This window comes from Acetobacter farinalis, assembly GCF_011516935.1.
GTDB lineage: Bacteria > Pseudomonadota > Alphaproteobacteria > Acetobacterales > Acetobacteraceae > Acetobacter > Acetobacter farinalis.
Genome location: NZ_WOTF01000001.1, coordinates 314,899 through 331,336, shown reverse-complemented (window position 1 = coordinate 331,336; position 16,438 = coordinate 314,899). Strand labels below are relative to the sequence as shown.

At 62.5% G+C, this 16,438-nt stretch carries 12 protein-coding genes; 4 read left to right on the top strand and 8 right to left on the bottom strand.

The genetic code is table 11. The annotated features are described in order from the left end of the window. Positions 1-29: 29 nt before the first annotated feature. Genes GOB82_RS01485 through GOB82_RS01475 form a run of 3 tightly spaced genes read right to left on the bottom strand, consistent with a single transcriptional unit; the run spans position 30 to position 3,413 of the window. Positions 30-1,400: an ATP-binding protein gene (locus tag GOB82_RS01485; RefSeq protein ID WP_166118735.1), complete on the bottom strand. Its 1,371-nt coding sequence runs from the start codon at positions 1,398-1,400 to the stop codon at positions 30-32. Continuing rightward, entirely contained in the window at positions 1,387-2,130 is a 744-nt protein-coding gene (locus GOB82_RS01480; protein ID WP_166118733.1) for a response regulator transcription factor, read from the bottom strand. Before GOB82_RS01480 ends, GOB82_RS01485 begins: the two co-directional genes overlap by 14 nt. Then, complete coding sequence (locus tag GOB82_RS01475) at positions 2,127-3,413, bottom strand: DNA recombination protein RmuC (RefSeq protein ID WP_166119644.1); 1,287 nt, start codon at positions 3,411-3,413, stop codon at positions 2,127-2,129. Before GOB82_RS01475 ends, GOB82_RS01480 begins: the two co-directional genes overlap by 4 nt. A 200-nt stretch (positions 3,414-3,613) precedes the next feature. Between GOB82_RS01475 and GOB82_RS01470 the strand changes: the two genes are divergently transcribed. The 3 genes from GOB82_RS01470 (at position 3,614) to GOB82_RS01460 (ending at position 6,735) form a co-directional block, all read left to right on the top strand. Next, positions 3,614-4,933 carry a dicarboxylate/amino acid:cation symporter gene (locus GOB82_RS01470; protein ID WP_166118730.1) on the top strand — a complete coding sequence of 440 codons (1,320 nt, stop codon included), beginning with the start codon at positions 3,614-3,616 and terminating at the stop codon, positions 4,931-4,933. Further along, positions 4,930-6,192, top strand: coding sequence for an MFS transporter (locus GOB82_RS01465; protein WP_166118728.1), 1,263 nt, complete (start codon positions 4,930-4,932; stop codon positions 6,190-6,192). Before GOB82_RS01470 ends, GOB82_RS01465 begins: the two co-directional genes overlap by 4 nt. Before the next feature lie 138 nt (positions 6,193-6,330). Then, positions 6,331-6,735: a hypothetical protein gene (locus GOB82_RS01460; RefSeq protein WP_166118725.1), complete on the top strand. Its 405-nt coding sequence runs from the start codon at positions 6,331-6,333 to the stop codon at positions 6,733-6,735. Positions 6,736-7,002: 267 nt separating this feature from the next. On the opposite strand, the gene bcp is transcribed toward GOB82_RS01460, so the two are convergent. After that, a complete protein-coding gene (bcp, locus tag GOB82_RS01455) occupies positions 7,003-7,497 on the bottom strand; it encodes a thioredoxin-dependent thiol peroxidase (protein WP_166118722.1) in 495 nt (164 codons plus the stop codon). A 36-nt stretch (positions 7,498-7,533) separates the two neighbouring features. Next, on the bottom strand, positions 7,534-10,689 hold the full coding sequence (locus tag GOB82_RS01450; RefSeq protein ID WP_166118720.1) for a bifunctional [glutamine synthetase] adenylyltransferase/[glutamine synthetase]-adenylyl-L-tyrosine phosphorylase: 3,156 nt from the start codon (positions 10,687-10,689) through the stop codon (positions 7,534-7,536). A gap of 38 nt (positions 10,690-10,727) precedes the next feature. On the opposite strand from GOB82_RS01450, the gene GOB82_RS01445 reads away from it, so the two are divergent. Then, positions 10,728-13,985, top strand: a complete 3,258-nt coding sequence (locus tag GOB82_RS01445; protein WP_242007140.1) for an AsmA-like C-terminal region-containing protein — start codon at positions 10,728-10,730, stop codon at positions 13,983-13,985. Here the strand turns inward: GOB82_RS01445 and GOB82_RS01440 are convergent. Genes GOB82_RS01440 through GOB82_RS13335 form a run of 3 tightly spaced genes read right to left on the bottom strand, consistent with a single transcriptional unit; the run spans position 13,943 to position 16,395 of the window. Beyond that, on the bottom strand, positions 13,943-14,716 hold the full coding sequence (locus tag GOB82_RS01440; RefSeq protein WP_166118717.1) for a hypothetical protein: 774 nt from the start codon (positions 14,714-14,716) through the stop codon (positions 13,943-13,945). The genes GOB82_RS01445 and GOB82_RS01440 overlap by 43 nt on opposite strands. Before the next feature lie 33 nt (positions 14,717-14,749). Beyond that, the gene (locus tag GOB82_RS13340; RefSeq protein ID WP_242007139.1) at positions 14,750-15,487 is read right to left on the bottom strand and encodes a DUF4412 domain-containing protein; all 738 of its coding nucleotides are present in this window, start codon (positions 15,485-15,487) and stop codon (positions 14,750-14,752) included. Next, on the bottom strand, positions 15,484-16,395 hold the full coding sequence (locus tag GOB82_RS13335; RefSeq protein ID WP_242007138.1) for a DUF4412 domain-containing protein: 912 nt from the start codon (positions 16,393-16,395) through the stop codon (positions 15,484-15,486). The genes GOB82_RS13340 and GOB82_RS13335 overlap by 4 nt, the downstream gene beginning before the upstream one ends. Positions 16,396-16,438 lie beyond the last annotated feature (43 nt).

Here is a 16,438-nt window from a genome sequence, read left to right as displayed (position 1 = left end):
CCAATAAAAATGGTTTTAATCCGGGCTTTTCAGGGATGTTGTAATACAAAAGTAATATTGACGCGTGTCCCGCGTCCGCCAGGTCCGGCTTCAATCGCCACCGTGGCATCATGCAGATCCGCAATAGCGGCAACAAGGCTGAGCCCCAGCCCGCTGCCCGGCACATGCCGGCTTTTATCAGACCGATAAAAGCGTGAAAGCACAGCCCCACGTTCTTCCGGGGCAATGCCTATCCCGGTATCGGTCACCGAGAGGCATACGGAAGAGTCCAGAGGCGTGATGCTCACTGTCACCTGTCCGCCTTCGGGCGTGAACTTGATGGCGTTATCCACCAGATTAACCAGAAGCTCGATCAGCAGGTGCCGGTCTCCATTCAGGCAGACCGGCATGGCCGTGGGCTGCATGACCAAGGTCACCCCCTCGGTTTCGGCTATCGGCTCATAAAGATCCACCACATCGGCGCCCAGATCATTCAGGCTGACCGTCTCAAACCCCGCCCGGCGGCGGCTGCTTTCCAGTTCCGCAATCCGCAGCAGTGCCGTGATGATACCAAGACACTGGTCCAGATTATCCACGGCGCCACCCACAGCGGCCTCCAGTGCTTCACGCTCCCCGCCGGAAGCCAGAGCGCGCTCCAGCTTGGCCCGCACGCGGGAAAGCGGTGTGCGCAGGTCATGCGCAATATCGTTCCCCACTTCCCGCATGCCGTCCATCAGCCGTTCCAGCCGGTCCAGCATACGGTTCACGCTGCCAGCCAGACGCTCCACATCATCCCGCTCCTTCCCTGCGGGCAGGCGTTCATGAATATCCCCGGCCATGATCAGATCAATGGCCTCGTGCATTTCCTTCACCCGGAACAGGGCACGACGGCTGAGCACAATGCCCAGCAGCAGGGCGAACAGCAGTGTCGGCACCGCCGCCACCAGCGTGGCGTGGCGCAGCATCAGTTTCTGTTCGCCCAGCAGATGAAAACTGCGGCCCAGCACCAGAATTGTGCCATCCGGCAGAGGCTCGGCCAGCAGGCGCAGGGGGTAGGGCGCGCCTTCTTCGGGGTAGATTTCAATATTGTGGGATTTGCCGTCCGCCACCAGCCCCTTGGGCCATGAGTGCAGGTCTCCGGTAATCACGGCGTGGCTGGCGTCAAACAGCCCGGCACTGCTGATAACCAACCGCAAGTCATCCGTCGCGCGTTTGCGGATGACATATTCCAGATGCTCGGGCGTCATCTGCGCCAGCAGGCGCGCCTCTCCGCGCAGCAGTGCGGTTGAGCGCCGGGATTCCACAGCTTCCATCTGGGTATAAACCAGCGTGAACTGCATCACCATCACGCCCGCCATGGCCGCAACGGCCATCAGGGTCAGGCGGAAGGTCGCCGTGCGGAAAAGTTCAGTCAGGAACACGCAGCAGGAATCCCGTACCGCGGATACTGCGGATCAATGGCTCTTCTCCGGGGGCATCCACCTTCCGGCGCAGCTTGCCGATATGCACATCCACCAGATTGGTGCGCGGTATGAAGCGATACTGCCAGACATCTTCCAGCATCATGGAGCGAGTGAGCACCTGCTCCGGCCGCCGCATCAGATATTCCAGCAGGCGGAACTCACGCGGCAGCAGTTCAATTTCCCGCCCATCACGCCAGACGCGCCGCTCGATCAGATCCATGGAAAGCGGCCCCACCCGCAGCTTTGTGCTCCGGGTATCATCCGGGCGGCGCAGCAGGGCTTCCACCCGCGCCACAAGCTCTTCCATGGCGAACGGCTTGGTCAGATAGTCATCCCCCCCGGCCTTCAGGCCCCTCACCCGGTCATCCACGGCGGAGAGGGCGGAGAGCACCAGCACCGGTGTGCGGATGCCGCGCTGGCGGACCGTTTCAATCACCGTCAGACCATCCATGCCGGGCAGGAGACGGTCCACCACCATCACATGCGCCTCCCCCAGCAGGGCGGCTGTCAGGCCTGCATCGCCAGTTTCCTCATGGCGCACATCAAAACCGCGCGCCATCAGTTCCCCCACGATCTCCTCGGCAATGGCGCTGTCATCTTCTATCAGCAGCACGACACCGCCAGACGGACCGGGGGGAACCGGGTCTTCAAACTCTGCCTGTCTGTTCAGCTCTGTCTCTTCAGTCATGCCTGTCCTGATGCTGTGTTCCCTGGTGCGGGACCAGTAAATTCCATTTCAGAGTTCATTTCCATGCCCTCTGCCTCCGGGGCATCCAGTTCCCTCAAACGCCGGCTGACCACGCGGGTTCGCCTGCGGGCTTCCTCGATGGATGTTGACATGGCCTGTGCGTTCCGTGCCAGCTTTTCCAGCACGCCATCCATGCGGAGCATTTCCTGCCGTGTTGCCCCCAGCAGGCGGGCAATGGTTTCCGTGCGGTCTTCCAGCGCCAGGGTGACATACCCCAGATGCACCGTGCGCAGCAGGGCGGGCATGAGGGCCGGCCCCATGATCATCACCCGGCAGGTCCGCCCGATTTCATCAATCAGGCCGGGAATGCGGGCGGCCTCGGCATACAGGCCATCTGTCGGCAGATACAGCACCGCGAATTCCACCGTGCGGGGCGGGTGGATGTATTTGGTCGCAATTTTCCGTGATTCCAGACGCAGCGTGTTTTCCAGAGACTTGCGGGCAGCTTTTTCCGCCCCTGCATCCCCCTCCTCCACGGCATTCAGCAGGCGTTCATAGGCTTCAGTCGGGAATTTGCTGTCCACCGGCAGCACTGGCGGCGTGCTGGAGCGCACAGGCATACGGATGGCGAATTCCACCACATCGCTCCCCGGCCCCAGGCGCACGTTCGACTCGTAAGCCCCTTCAGGCAGCACATCATCCAGAATGGCCTTGAGCTGTGCCTCTCCCCACCCGCCCCGGGTTTTCACGTTCCCGAACAGCCGCTTGAGGTCACTGATCTGCGCGGTCATGGCCCGCACTTCCCCCATGGCTTTCTGCATGGCGGTAAACTGCTCCAGCACACGCTGGAAGGAGGTTTGCATCTGCCGCTCCACGGCTTCATGCAACTGGTCTGTCACCGCGACACGGATGGCGGAAAGCTGGCGGGCGGAGGTTTCGGCCATCTCCCGCAGGGCTTCGGCCTGAGCGGCCCGCACCTCGGCCTGCTCCCGCCCCATACTGCCGACCATACCGGCCAGACGCTCGGCCAGTTCCGTGCGCACCTGCTCGATCCGGCCTGTCATCACCCGTTCCAGTTCGCCCAGATGGGTTCTCTGGTGCATGGCTTCTGTGCGGGTTGCCGCGGCTTCCTGTTCGACCAGCACATAGAGGCGCGCCAGCAGGTCCGCATCGGCCCCACCTGCTCCGGCGCGCCCGCGCTTTCCCGCACCCAGCGCCCATGCCAGAACAGCCCCGCCGCCAAGCCCCGCCAGCAGCACTCCAAAAGCCACAACACCCGGCATTATCCCATCATCCATCCGTGATCTGCCTCATTTTCTCTCGGCAGGAAGGCCGGTTCGTGCTGATCTGCTCTGCGTGGTAGACTATATCGTTAATGTAATAACACCCGTGCATCGTCAGGTCGTGTATACATCACCACACGAGATTTGCCGCCCTGCCCGTGCGTTGGCAAGAATAATGAACAATCAGGGGACGTAACCCTTTGGCCATATCTTCTTCTCCCGCTTCCACCGCTTCCCGCGCGCACCTGCTCTACATTCAGGTTATCATCGCCGTCGTTGCCGGTGTTCTGACCGGCTACTTCTTTCCCGATCTCGGCGCGGCACTGCGCCCGCTGGGGGACGGCTTTGTCAAACTCATAAAAATGGTCATTGCCCCCGTCATTTTTCTGACGGTGTGTACCGGCATAGCCGGGATGGCGGACCTGAAACAGACAGGCCGCGTGGCGGGAAAGGCCATGGCCTATTTCCTGTGTTTTTCAACACTGGCCCTGATTGTGGGCATGGTGGTGGCCAACCTCTTCCAGCCGGGTGCGGGGCTGCACATCAAGCCTGCCTCGCTGGATACCGGGTCCATCGCAACATTTGTTTCTGAAGCGCATTCCCACTCCTTCACCGAATTCCTGATGCGCATCATCCCCAGCACCACTGCGGGGGCCTTTACCTCGGGCGAGATCCTTCAGGTTCTGCTGATTGCCATCCTGTTTGGCGTCAGTCTCGCGAATATGGGGAAGAACGGTGAAAAGGTGCTTGGCCTGTTCCGTTCCCTGACAGAGCTGGTCTTCGGCGTGGTGCGTCTGGTGATGTATGTGGCACCGATTGGCGCTTTCGGAGCCATGGCCTTTACCGTTGGCAAATTCGGTGTTGCCTCCGTCGGGCATCTGATCGGGCTGGTGCTGGCTTTCTACCTGACGTCCCTCCTCTTTGTCTGTGGCATTCTGGGGCTTGTCACACGCTGTCTGGGAATCAGCATTTTCCGGCTTCTGGCCTATATCAAAGAGGAACTGCTGATTGTTCTGGGCACAAGCTCTTCAGAATCCGGGCTGCCGGGCCTGATTTCCAAACTGGAAAATGCGGGTTGCCCACAGGGCATTGTCGGGCTGGTTGTGCCCATGGGGTATTCCTTCAATCTTGATGGCACGAATATCTACATGACGCTTGCGGCTCTTTTCATTGCACAGGCCACGGATGTGCATCTCGGGCTGGGCGAACAACTCGCCCTTCTGCTGGTTGCCATGGTCAGCTCCAAAGGCGCGGCCGGGGTCACAGGGGCCGGATTCATCACACTTGCCGCAACGCTTTCAGTTGTTCCCAGCGTGCCGGTAGGGGGCATGGCCCTCATTCTGGGCGTTGACCGCTTCATGTCCGAATGCCGCTCCCTGACCAACCTTGTCGGGAATGCCGTTGCGGCCCTTGTCATTTCCCGTTGGGAAAACACCTTGGATACACAGAAACTTCACAACGCTCTGGGTGACAAATCCGCCGCCCGCACCACCCCGGAGCCCACAGGAGACGCTGAATGACAGCGGCGCAACGCCTTCGAGGCATTCTGGCAGGATCCGCGGGAAACCTGCTCGAATATTACGACTGGTATGTCTATTCTTCCTTTGCCATCTATTTTGCACATGTGTTCTTTCCACACGGAAACCAGACAGCAGAACTGCTGAATGCGGCTGCCGTTTTTGCTGTTGGCTTCTTCATGCGGCCTGTGGGCGGGTGGCTGCTGGGCGTGGCGGCGGACAAGTATGGACGCCGCACGGCGCTCACGCTTTCCGTCACGGGTATGTGTCTTGGCTCCCTCGCCATAGCGGTCTGCCCGACCTATGAGCAGGTCGGCCTGCTGGCCCCGACCATTCTGGTGCTGGCCCGGCTCGCACAGGGGCTCAGCCTTGGGGGAGAATACGGGGCCTCGGCAACCTATCTGGCGGAAATGTCCTCTCCCGAGCATCGGGGTTTCTGGTCCGGCTTCCTGTATGTCACGCTGGTGATGGGCCAGTTGCTCGCCCTGCTGATCCTGCTGCTGATGCAGTATGTGCTGCTCACGCCGCAACAGATCGGCGCATGGGGCTGGCGGATTCCGTTCTTTCTTGGCGCGCTGGGGGCATTGCTGGTTTTCTGGCTGCGGCGGCAGATGCAGGAAAGCGAGCGTTTTGAAAAGACCAGAACCCGTCAGGAAAAAGGCGGTGTTCTCGCCCTGCTCCATTACCCCCGCGCGGTGCTGACCGTATGCGGCATGACGCTGGGCGGCACTGTCATTTTTTATACCTACACAATCTATATGCAGAAATATCTTGTGAACACCGTGGGGTTTCCAAAAGATACCGCAACGCTCATTTCCTCCGCATGCCTTCTCTTTTTTGCAGCCATACAGCCCGCATTCGGCGCACTCTCTGACCGTGTGGGCCGCCGCCCGCTGCTGCTGTTTTTCGGCATTGGCGCAACGCTGGGCACCGTACCCCTGCTGACAACACTTTCGGGTGTCACATCCCCCTGGGCGGCCTTCGCCCTGATTAGTACGGCCCTGTTTATCGCCTCGGGCTATACGTCCATCAATGCCGTGGTGAAGGCCGAACTCTTCCCCACGCGCATCCGTGCGTTGGGAGTCGCTTTTCCCTACGCTGTGACTGTCTCGGTTTTTGGCGGCACAACGGAATATGTCGCCCTGTGGTGCCGGCAGATGGGGCATGAAAGCTGGTTTGCCTGGTATGTTTCCGCCTGTGCTGCCGTCACGCTGTTTACCGTGCTGACACTGCGCAAAACGGATGAAATTGGCGGGACCTGATCCCGCCGCCGCCTAATTTTTTATACGAACACAAATCGCCCGGATGCGGCCTTGAAATTGCCATGAGGCGGCGCGTTACTGTGCAGTGAGAGAGGATACGCTCCGGCGTTTCCTCCTACTGTTTCGAGGAGGCACACTATGCGCCGTATAACAAAATTTCTTCTCGCCCTGCCTGTTATTGCAGGAACCGCACTGGCCACAGTTCCCACCGCGCAGGCGCATCCCGGTGGCTGGGGGTACGGTGGTTGGGGCCATGGTGGCTGGGGTCACGGTGGCTGGGGTCATGGTGGTGGATACTGGGGCCACAGAGAGTGGCGCCGTGGCCCGGGTGGCGGCGCCATTGCCGGCGCCCTGATTGGCGGCCTCGCTGTGGGCGCGCTGGCTGGCGCAGCAATTGGCGGCGGTGCCCCGCCGCCAGTCTATGCTCCGCCCCCGCCGCCTGCCATGGGGTATGCCGTGCCGGTTGTTCCGGCGGTGCCTGTCGCACCGGTTGCTCCGGGCTATTATTACAGCGCCCCCGGCAGCTATTACTCCGGCTGGTAACGCCAGTCGCCCCGGCTCAGCCTGTCCGACTGGGCAGGCGCTCGCCGGGTGAAAATCACGCGGACCAGAAAATGGTCCAAAAATACGCAAAAAGCCTCTGAACAGAAAAACTGAAGGCAGGATTTCCTGCCTTCAGGGTTCAGGCGCTGTATAACCCGCCGCACGCCCTTGCGCGGACAAGCCCTTCAGCAGCCTTCTCCCCCCCCTTGAATTCAGGCTCCCCACTTCAGTTTTCCTGAAGCAGGGCTCCTGTTTCGGCCCCCTGTTTCAGGCCAGAGCCTGCGCGGCAGCAAGCACCGCTTCAACATGCCCAGGCACCTTCACCTTGTGCCAGATCCGGGCAATCCGCCCTTCCGCGTCAATTAGGAATGTTGTCCGGTCAATGCCCATATATGTCCGGCCATACAGCGATTTTTCGACCCACACCCCATAGGCCTCCGTCACCGCACCACTCTCATCCGAGGCCAGAGGGAAGGTCAGGGCATATTTCTCTGCAAATTTATCCAGCTTTTTAACCGGGTCGCGCGAGACGCCAATCACCGTCAGGCCCGCTTTTTCAAACTGGGCAAGGGCTTCATTAAAACCGCAGGCTTCCGTGGTGCAGCCGGGTGTGTCCGCCTTGGGATAAAAATACAGCACAAACGGTTTTCCCTTCTGGGCCGCAAGGCTCACCGTGCGCGCCCGGCTGGCGTCCATGCTGAAATCCGGGGCGAGATCCCCTTCTTTCAGAACGATTTTTTCAGCATCGTGTGTGTCTGTCATTGTCAGTTTCTCCCTGAAACCCTGTGTCTTCGGACTTTAAACGGCGGAGGACGCCGGGCGTTCTTTGTCTGTTGCGCCCGCCGCCTCAATGGCTCCGGTTGAACGTCCCGCCACACCTACCGGGCCAACACGCTGCTCAAACACCTGCCGCACAGACTGCGCGAGCAGATTTGTCCGCGCGATGAGATCCGGCAGACTGGCATCCCCCATGGCGCGCAGCAGAACTTTCACAGCCGCGGGTGCCATCTCCCGCTCCAGATCAACCGGCGGCACAGGGCCGCACAGCAGGCGCAACAGACACTGCAGCTGCCGCCACACGGCATCGGCTTCCAGCAGAAGCTGCGTATCCGCCGCATTCAGAAAACCGCCTGATTTCAGCAGCATCAACGCCCGCCGGGTGCAGGAATTACGCGCTGCTTTCGTGCCCGCCACAAGCTGCATGATCTGGGCGATGAATTCCACCTCCATCAGCCCGCCATCCCGCCGCTTGATATCCCACGGGCCGGAGGCTGGCAGATCCCGCGCCAGACGCACGCGCATCTGCCGGGCATCCTCCAGCAAAGCCTTGGGAGAAGGCCGGGGCTTGCGCACCGCGCCATCCAGAATACGCGCCAGATCCTCCTGCAGCAGCTTTTTCAGCGCTACCGGGCCGGTAATCAGGCGCGCACGGGTCAGGGCCATGCGCTCCCATGTCCAGGCGGCTTCTTCATGATATTTCAGGAACGCTGTGCGGAACACCGCCACCGGCCCCGCGGCACCGGAGGGGCGCAGGCGCATATCCACCGCGTAAAGCGGCCCTTCCGGCCCCGGAGCCGTGAGGGCAGCAATAAAGGCATGTGCCAGACGGGTGTAATATTGTGAGACGGCAAGAGACCGGGGCGGGCGCACTGGCAGGCCATCCGCGCGCTTCGGGCTGCGTTGTGGCACCTGACTCGCCTGCACTCCCTCCGGGTGGTCAAACACCAGAAGGAGGTCAAGGTCGGAACCAGGCATCATCTCGCGGGAGCCTGCCTTGCCCAGCGCCAGCACAACCATCCCGCCGCCGGGCACACGCCCGTAGCGCTCCCGGTGCTCCTTCTCCACGGCCCGCATCAGCACGGTCATGATGGTATCCGCCAGTTCCGTGCGCTGCTTTTCGGCTTCGTTCTCCGTCAGCCGTCCTTCCAGAACCGCCACGGAAAAACGGAACTCCTCCCCGCGCAGCAGAGGGCGCAGGGCTGTAACCAGTGTTTCCACACTGTCTGCTTCCGTTGCCAGATGCAGCAGGCGCTCCAGCACGTTGCGGCCTTCCTCGGGCTCCGGCTCCAGCAGGCCTTCCAGCGCGGAAGGCGTATCGGCCAGATGATTTGCCAGAAACGCCGAGGAATCGAACAGAGCGGCAATCCGGTCTATCAGCGCCGGGTTCCGCTCGAACAGGGAGAGCAACTGAACCCCGGCATGCTGCCGCGCAAGCAGCGCCTCAAACCGCCGCAGGCAGGCCAGCGGGTTGCTCCGCGCCGCGAAACTGGCCAGCAGCGCGGGCAGCAGGCCACGCAGCAGGGCGCGCGCGCGTTCGGAGCGGAGGGCGCGCAGGCTGTTATTGTGCCAGCGCGCCAGCACCCGCACCGCCTCCTCCGTCTGGCTGGGGGGGAAGCCGAAACTTTCAAGCAGGGCTGGAGAATTTTCATCATCCGGCGCCACGGCCAGCAGGGTGGCCTCCTGCCCCGGCGCGCTGGCCTGCGGCGTGGCGAAATGCCGCTCAAAAATCCGCCGGGCTTCACGCATGCGTGGCAGCATATCCAGCGCCAGCGCTTCACCATCCGTGTAGTTCATGAAGACGGCAAAGGCATCGAACGCGTCCGGGCGGTCCGGCAGGGCGTGTGTCTGGTGGTCCGCCCGCATCTGGAGCCGATGCTCCGCATCCCGCAGGAAGCGGTAGGTGCGGGCCAGCACTTCCGCTTCCTCTCGCGGGAGATAGGCCGAGCCCACCAGCTTTTTCAGTGCGCCAAAGGTTGTGCGCTCCCGCAGGGCGGGCACCCGCCCACCCCAGACAAGCTGCATGGCTTGCGCAAGAAACTCAATTTCCCGAATACCGCCCTGCCCCAGCTTGACGTTATGGCCCAGAAGCCAGTCCCGGCTGGCCGCAGGGTCTGCCAGCACGGCATCCGGCAGGTCCGCAAGCCCTGTGCGCCCGGCCTTGCGATAGCGGTCGATGCGCGCTTTCATGTCATGAATATCGTCAATCAGCGCGAAATCGAGGTGCCGCCGCCAGACAAACGGGCGGATTGCCGCCAGAAAGCTCCGCCCCAGCGTGATATCCCCCGCCACGGGACGCGCCTTGATCATGGCAGCGCGTTCCCATGTCTGCCCCAGGCTTTCGTAATACTGAATGGCGGCCTGCACGGACACCGCCGGAGGGGTTGAGGACGGGTCTGGCCTCAGGCGCAGATCAGTCCGAAAAACGTAGCCATCTGCATCCCGTGCTTCCATGAGGCTGACAAGATCGCTAGTCATACGAATGAACACACGCCGTACGGCGTCCGGCTGTGCGTGCGCAGACGGATCATACAGCACCATCAGATCAATATCTGAGGAGAAATTCAGTTCCCGTGCCCCATGCTTCCCCATTGCCAGGACAACCAGACCACAGGCATGCGCCGGGCGTTTCGGGTCTCGCAACTGAAGCTGGCCAGAACAATGGGCGGCCCACAGCAGGTGTTTGAGCGCAACATCCAGCGCGGCATCAGCCAGACGGCTGAGGGTCTGCGTGACGTCCTCCAGAGACCATATCCCTCCGAGGTCCGCCACGGCGCAGATCAGGGCTGTGCGTTTTTTGGCCTGACGCAGGAAGCTTGCAACACACTCTCGCCCCGATGTGATGTCAAACTCGGCAAATGCCGCAAACACATCCTTTGCACAGGGTTCGGGCCCATCCTGCACCAGAGCCGCGAAGGAAACAGGGTCCTGCCGTGCCAGATCAGAGAGATACGGGCTGTTTCCGCCCAGACATGCCACCAGTTCCGCCGCACCGGGCAGGGCCAGCACATCGGTCGGTACATGCGCGTTCTGCATGGCTTCGGCCATATCGGCCGCAAAATGCGTAGCCGCCTGCGTATCGGCCGGAGCGGGCCATCTGGCATCCGGCCAGATGCGGGCGGGCGCGCCACGTGGCGCCCTGACATCTCGAAAGCAAGAAGAAACAACTGCCGTCATACTCTGACCATTCTTATGGAACGCAAAGGCTTGCTGTGTTGACGCCCACCGGTCAAGACCTTCCGCGCCCCCTGCATAAGCGGGCCTTGCGCGTTCTGACTGTTCTGGCGGCTGCCGTGCTGGTGGTGCCGGTGCTGTGTGCTGCCATGCTGCTGGTACGGATGATATTCGGGCCAGTCAACATCACACCGCTCATGCGCCCCTTCCTGCCGCTGGCCGTCATGGCGGGCCGCCCTGGTGAACCGGCCGCCGCCACCATCACCCTTCGCCATGCCGATATCAGGTGGAATGGCCTGCGCGGCGGGATGAGCGCGCCGGTTGTGCTCACACTCCATGATATCCGCATCCTCAAGGCCGACAAAACCACAGCCGACACCATTCGCACAGCCAGCATCACCATGAACCCGCTGGCGCTGATGCACGGAAACCTGGCATTGCGCACGGTGGACCTGAATGGCGTGCGCATGGCGCTGCGCCGGGGGCGCGATGGAGCCATCGGGTTTGATATTGATACACCCCCCGCCCGGGGAGGCTCATCCGGTGGCAACGCAGCACTCGACCCATCCAGTCTGGAACGCCTGAGCCTGACCGATGCACAGGTCACGATTGATGACAGGCTGACCAACACCCGCTGGATTGCCTCCCCCATTACCTCCACGCTTCATGCCGTCAGCCTGCATGGGGCAAGCGGGCTGACCGGTACGGTCGCCATCACATTTCAGGCCCAGCAGGACAATTCCCCTGCCCTCAGCCTGACAGCGGAAGGCACGCAGGCAGATCAGGACAGCGTGCGCTGGCACCTCGCACTGGCCCCTGTGCGCCCCTCCAGTTTTTCCGCCCTGAACCCGGCGCTGAAAACCGTGGATATGCCCATCAGCCTGACAGCCGATACCGTTTTTGCCGCCGCCCCGAAAAACGTCTGGCTGCTCCCTTCCTCACTGGACCTGAAAACAGAGCTGGGAAAAGGCACTTTTCAGGCTGGCGGCTCCACCTATCTGCTGAAGCACGGCACCCTTACCGCGCATCTGGCGCTCAACCATCAGTCCCCCCCTCATACGCCCGCCACCATTACCATGCAGGGCCTGACGCTGGATCTGGCGAACCCGAAACACCCGGACGCGCCGGATGAGGGCATTACAGTCAGCCTCACAGGGCAACTGAACGCATCCGACCTGTTCAGCCCCACCGTGCTCTCGGGCCGGATGGCGCTGGATATTCCCACCATTCCCTTTGCAGACGTGGCCGGTTACTGGCCCGCCAAAGCCGCAAAAGGCGGGCGGCGCTGGGTGGATACCAACATCACCGATGGCACGGCAAAGGGCCTGCATACCGCCATCACGCTGCATAGTGACAAAGGCTGGAGCGGCATAACCCTCAGTTCCCTGCAAGGCAGTGTGGAGGGCACTGGCCTGACCGTGCACTGGCTGCGCCCCATCTCCCCCCTGCATAATCTGGACGCCCACCTCGAGGTGAATGATCTGGACAAGCTCACAATCCATTTTGATCATGGCTCGCAGCGTGTGGAGCTGGCGGATAAAAATGTGGGGGCCACCGGCACGGGGCGCATTGCCGCTGGCCCCGGCTCCATGGAGATTACCGGCCTTTCCCAGAAGGACCAGATGGGGACCATCAGTACGGAACTGCATGGAAACCTGCGGGATATACTGGCTCTGCTGGCAGAGCCAAGGCTGCACCTGCTCTCCCGCCATCCGCTCAGCTTCACCAAACCCTCCGGGGATGCCAGCGTCAAATTCTCCCTGACCCTGCCGCTGGAAAGCCATGTCACGACTGACCAGATGCATGTGGATGCGCATGCGGACGTCACGCACACCATGCTGGGAAATGTGGTGGCAGGGCGCGCCATTACTGATGGGCGCTTCAGTATTGCCGCCACCACGCAGCAGATGGACCTGCGCGGGCATGGCGTGCTGGGCGGCCTGCCGTCAGACATCACCTATTTCATGAACTTCCGCTCCCTGCAGCCGCAGGACACGGCGGAAAAGGCGCATCTTTCCAGCCGGATCACCCCGGAGACAGCCGCCGCGGCCGGGATTGAAACCGGCACTTATTTCTATGGCAGCGCCGATCTGGCCGTGGACTACGCCCGCAAGGCCAGCAAGCAGGGCAGCGTGACCATCGCCATGGACCTTGGGCAATCCGGCATTGTCATCCCCCTGTGGCATAAGGCTGCCGGTCGCCCGGCGCAGGCGGCCGCCACCCTTGCCTTGCAGGAGGGGCGGATTACCTCGGTGGAGAATATTTGCGCCACGGGGCCGGATCTGGATGTGCGCGGGCACGCCCTGCTGCGGAATAAAGCCGCCCCGGAACTGCTGATTTCCTCTTTCAGAATAGCACGTTCCTCCGGCCATGCCCGCCTAGTGCTGCCCTATGGCGCGCAGGACAAAACCATTCAGGTGGGTGTCTATGCGGATACGCTGGACCTTGCCCCCCTGGTGGATGGAGACCCCAACGCCCCAAAGAAACCCTCCTCCCCCGGCTACCATGTGCCCGAAGCCGCCACAGGAACGCTGCACGGCCCCCCAGGCAACGCCTGGACCATCGATCTGACAGCCAACGCCCTGTATTACAGCCAGACCCGCGCGCCCCTGCAGACAGTCACCGCGCATTTTGAAGATAACGGGCGGCGGCTGGAGCGCATGCACTTCACCATACTCAGCCCATCCCCCGCCAGCATGACGCTGGAACCCCAAGGGACAACCCGCAGGCTGCATGTCACAATCCCGGACATGGGGGGCTTTCTGGCGGCGCTGAACATCCTGCCCAACGTGCAGGGCGGGCACGCCACCCTGAACGGCACATTTGATGACACACAAGCCACAGCCCCTTTCAGCGGCACGCTGGATATCAGCCCCTTCGTGCTGACAAAGGCCCCGCCCGCGCTGCTGCTGGCCCGCAACCTCTCCCTCTATGGCTGGGTAAATGCCCGCAAGGCCCCGGAATTCGAGGTTTCCCACCTCAAAATTCCAGTCACCTTTACGGACGGCATCATGACCATTCAGGATGGCCGCATGGGGAATGATGCGCTGGGGGCCACCCTTGCGGGTAACATTGATCTGGACCGTGGCAAGCTGGACCTGAACGGCACCGTGGTGCCTGCCTTTGCCATCAACAGGATTCCGGGCACGCTGCCCGGCATTGGCAAGCTGTTCAGCCCGGAAAAAGACGGCGGGCTTGTCGCCATGACATTCGGGATTGCCGGAAAGCTGAAAAACCCGGAACTGCGGGTAAACCCCTATTCTGTCCTGCTGCCCGGCGTGCTGCGCAAACTCTTCTGACCCTGCCCGTCGGGCTGGGCCCAATCCGGCCCCATGGCATTCTCATCCACCGGAGGAATATCCGCCGGTGTTTCCGTCAGATACACCGTCTCCTTAAGAACAGCCTGAACGCGGGCCGTCAGCGCGCCGGTTTTCACCGCGCTGCGAAAGCTGTCGGGTTCGTTCCCAAACGCGGTATCAACCCCATTCCCGCTGACTTCGCCCACAGGCCGCAGCACCACCGGTTGCGGGCGCACAGGGTCTACCAGCCAGTGGCGGGTGCGGGAGACAACGCTTGAGGCATCCGCCCCGCTACAGGGCTGCATATCTGTCAGTGTCACGGTTTCCGTGGTGACAACACCTTCCATCGGGGTGCTCCGGTTCCGCGCCACGGGAGCACTGCTGCCCGCAAACACGGTGCCGGAGGGAATCACCAGCACCGTATCCCGCGCGGCGCCTGCTCCGGGCTTGAAGCAGACAGACACCGCCCCCTGACTGGCTCCGGCAGCCTCAGTCGCCCCGGCGCCTGAGGCAGTCCCCGATACTACGCCCGCTGCCACCCCCGATACCGCCGCCGGGGCTGCCTGTGCCGGATATGCCGCCGCACTCTGCCAGTGTGCGGCCAATCCTTGCCCGAGCAGTGCCAGCCCCAACGTTAGTCCCAGTGTCAGTGTCAGTCCCAGTCTCAGCAACCCGGATACCACACGCCCCGGCACCACAGGCCGCAGCCTCACAGGGTCGCGCTGCCGCATGCCCCTTCCCCTTCCTCATCAGGGTCCGGTGCGTCAGGGTCTGACGGGAGCCTCTTTCCGCAGGCCTGCCGGGATGGCAAAAACCTCGTCCGGCTGAGCCCCCCGGGTGACGCGCAACGCCCGGACAGTAACCTGCCCCTGCTGCGCAACCTGCAACAGCAGACCATCCGCCGTGTAACAGACATCACTCGCATGTCCGTCAGCGTCTCTGGTGCGCCAGATAGTGCAGCGTTCCCCTGCCACAACGGAACCACCCAATCGTGCATAGGTGCCCACCATGGCAGGCTGGCCGGGCGGTGTGAGCGTCTGACTGGGGGCGGGCATCACGCTTTCGCGCTTCCGGTCCGGGTCCACCACAGTCAGCGTATGGTCGGGCCATGAGGTGATCATGAACAGGGCGGAGCCTTCCGGGTCCAGCCGCTGGCGAAGGGTGGCAACCTGCCAGCGCATCCGCTGCGTCATCACCGCCTCTCCCTTGGGCGAGGTCAGTTCATACAGGACATCAACATCAACCGAGGGCGTGATGAACGGTGCATCCTGCGGCACGGCGGAAGCCGCCGGGGCAGCCGAACCGGAAACCGGTGCTGGTGGCGCTGCTGGCAATGCCGATGCGCTCGTCTGGGCTTGGATCTGGGCCTGCGCCGCAGGCAGCACTCCCGGGAAAACCGCCAGAAAGACCGCAAGCCCCGGCATGGCAAGTCTGGCAACAGGCCGCGAAGAGGGCGCAGCCGGACGCGATGACACCGCCCGGCAGATGTTCAGACGGCTCATGGCGTAGTGTCCGATGTGTCACGCATCGCAGGGCCTGCCTGCGGAATGGCGGGGACCGGCCCTACACCCGGCATGCCGCCACTGGCAAGAGGTGCGCCGGTATGATCCTCCCGGGGCATACCGCCCGGCCGCATGACAGACGGTGGCGGTGCCTCCCCCTCTCCGTCCCCGCGCTTGCCCGGAGCATGGGGCGTGACCTCCTGAAAGCCCTCAGGCGGCTGAAAGGCACTGGCGGGAACCGTATCATAGGAAATTTTCATGGCCTTGAGGTGCCCGTTCAGGCCATCCACATCCACGCCATCCTGCTCCAGAATGAAGCCATCATCCGTCACGCAGGCCGAGCCGTCTCCCCGTGGAGAATGCACAGCCCAGACCGTGCAAGGCTGGCCGATAATCGTGGACCGGCCCTTGCGCGTGAACGCCATGGACATATCCAGCAGGAACGGGCTGCGGGCCACTTCCTGCTGCACCAGCCGGGTATAAACCTTCCGGTCATTCAGGATCACCAGCACTTCCTGTGCCGCCCGGTTCAGGATCACGGCCCCACGGCTTTCCGGGCCATCCATGCCGATCATGTAATTAATGCGCATCAACCCGCCATCACCCGAAAACAGAACCTGCACATGGCGGTTCTGCACCGGCAGGGCCGGGGGCGGAACGGGCGCACCGCCTGCGGGGGGGCGGGGCTGAAAGACGTAATCAATCGTGGCATCCCGCGCGGGCATCAGGCGCGGGTGGTCCGCCGCCTGCGGGGCCGCAGGCGCGGAGGCCTCCGCTGGAGATGCCATGGCCTGCGCCTCCGCCGCATGACCCGGCTGGCACAGCAGCCCTCCCGCCAGCGGTGCCGCAGCCAGAAGGCTGCAAAAGCTCAGCAGGCGGCGTGTCCGGCTCGGCTGGCAGTGTGTCATGCGTCTCGTCTTTCCTGTTTTTCATCCAGACCGCTCCGGGGCC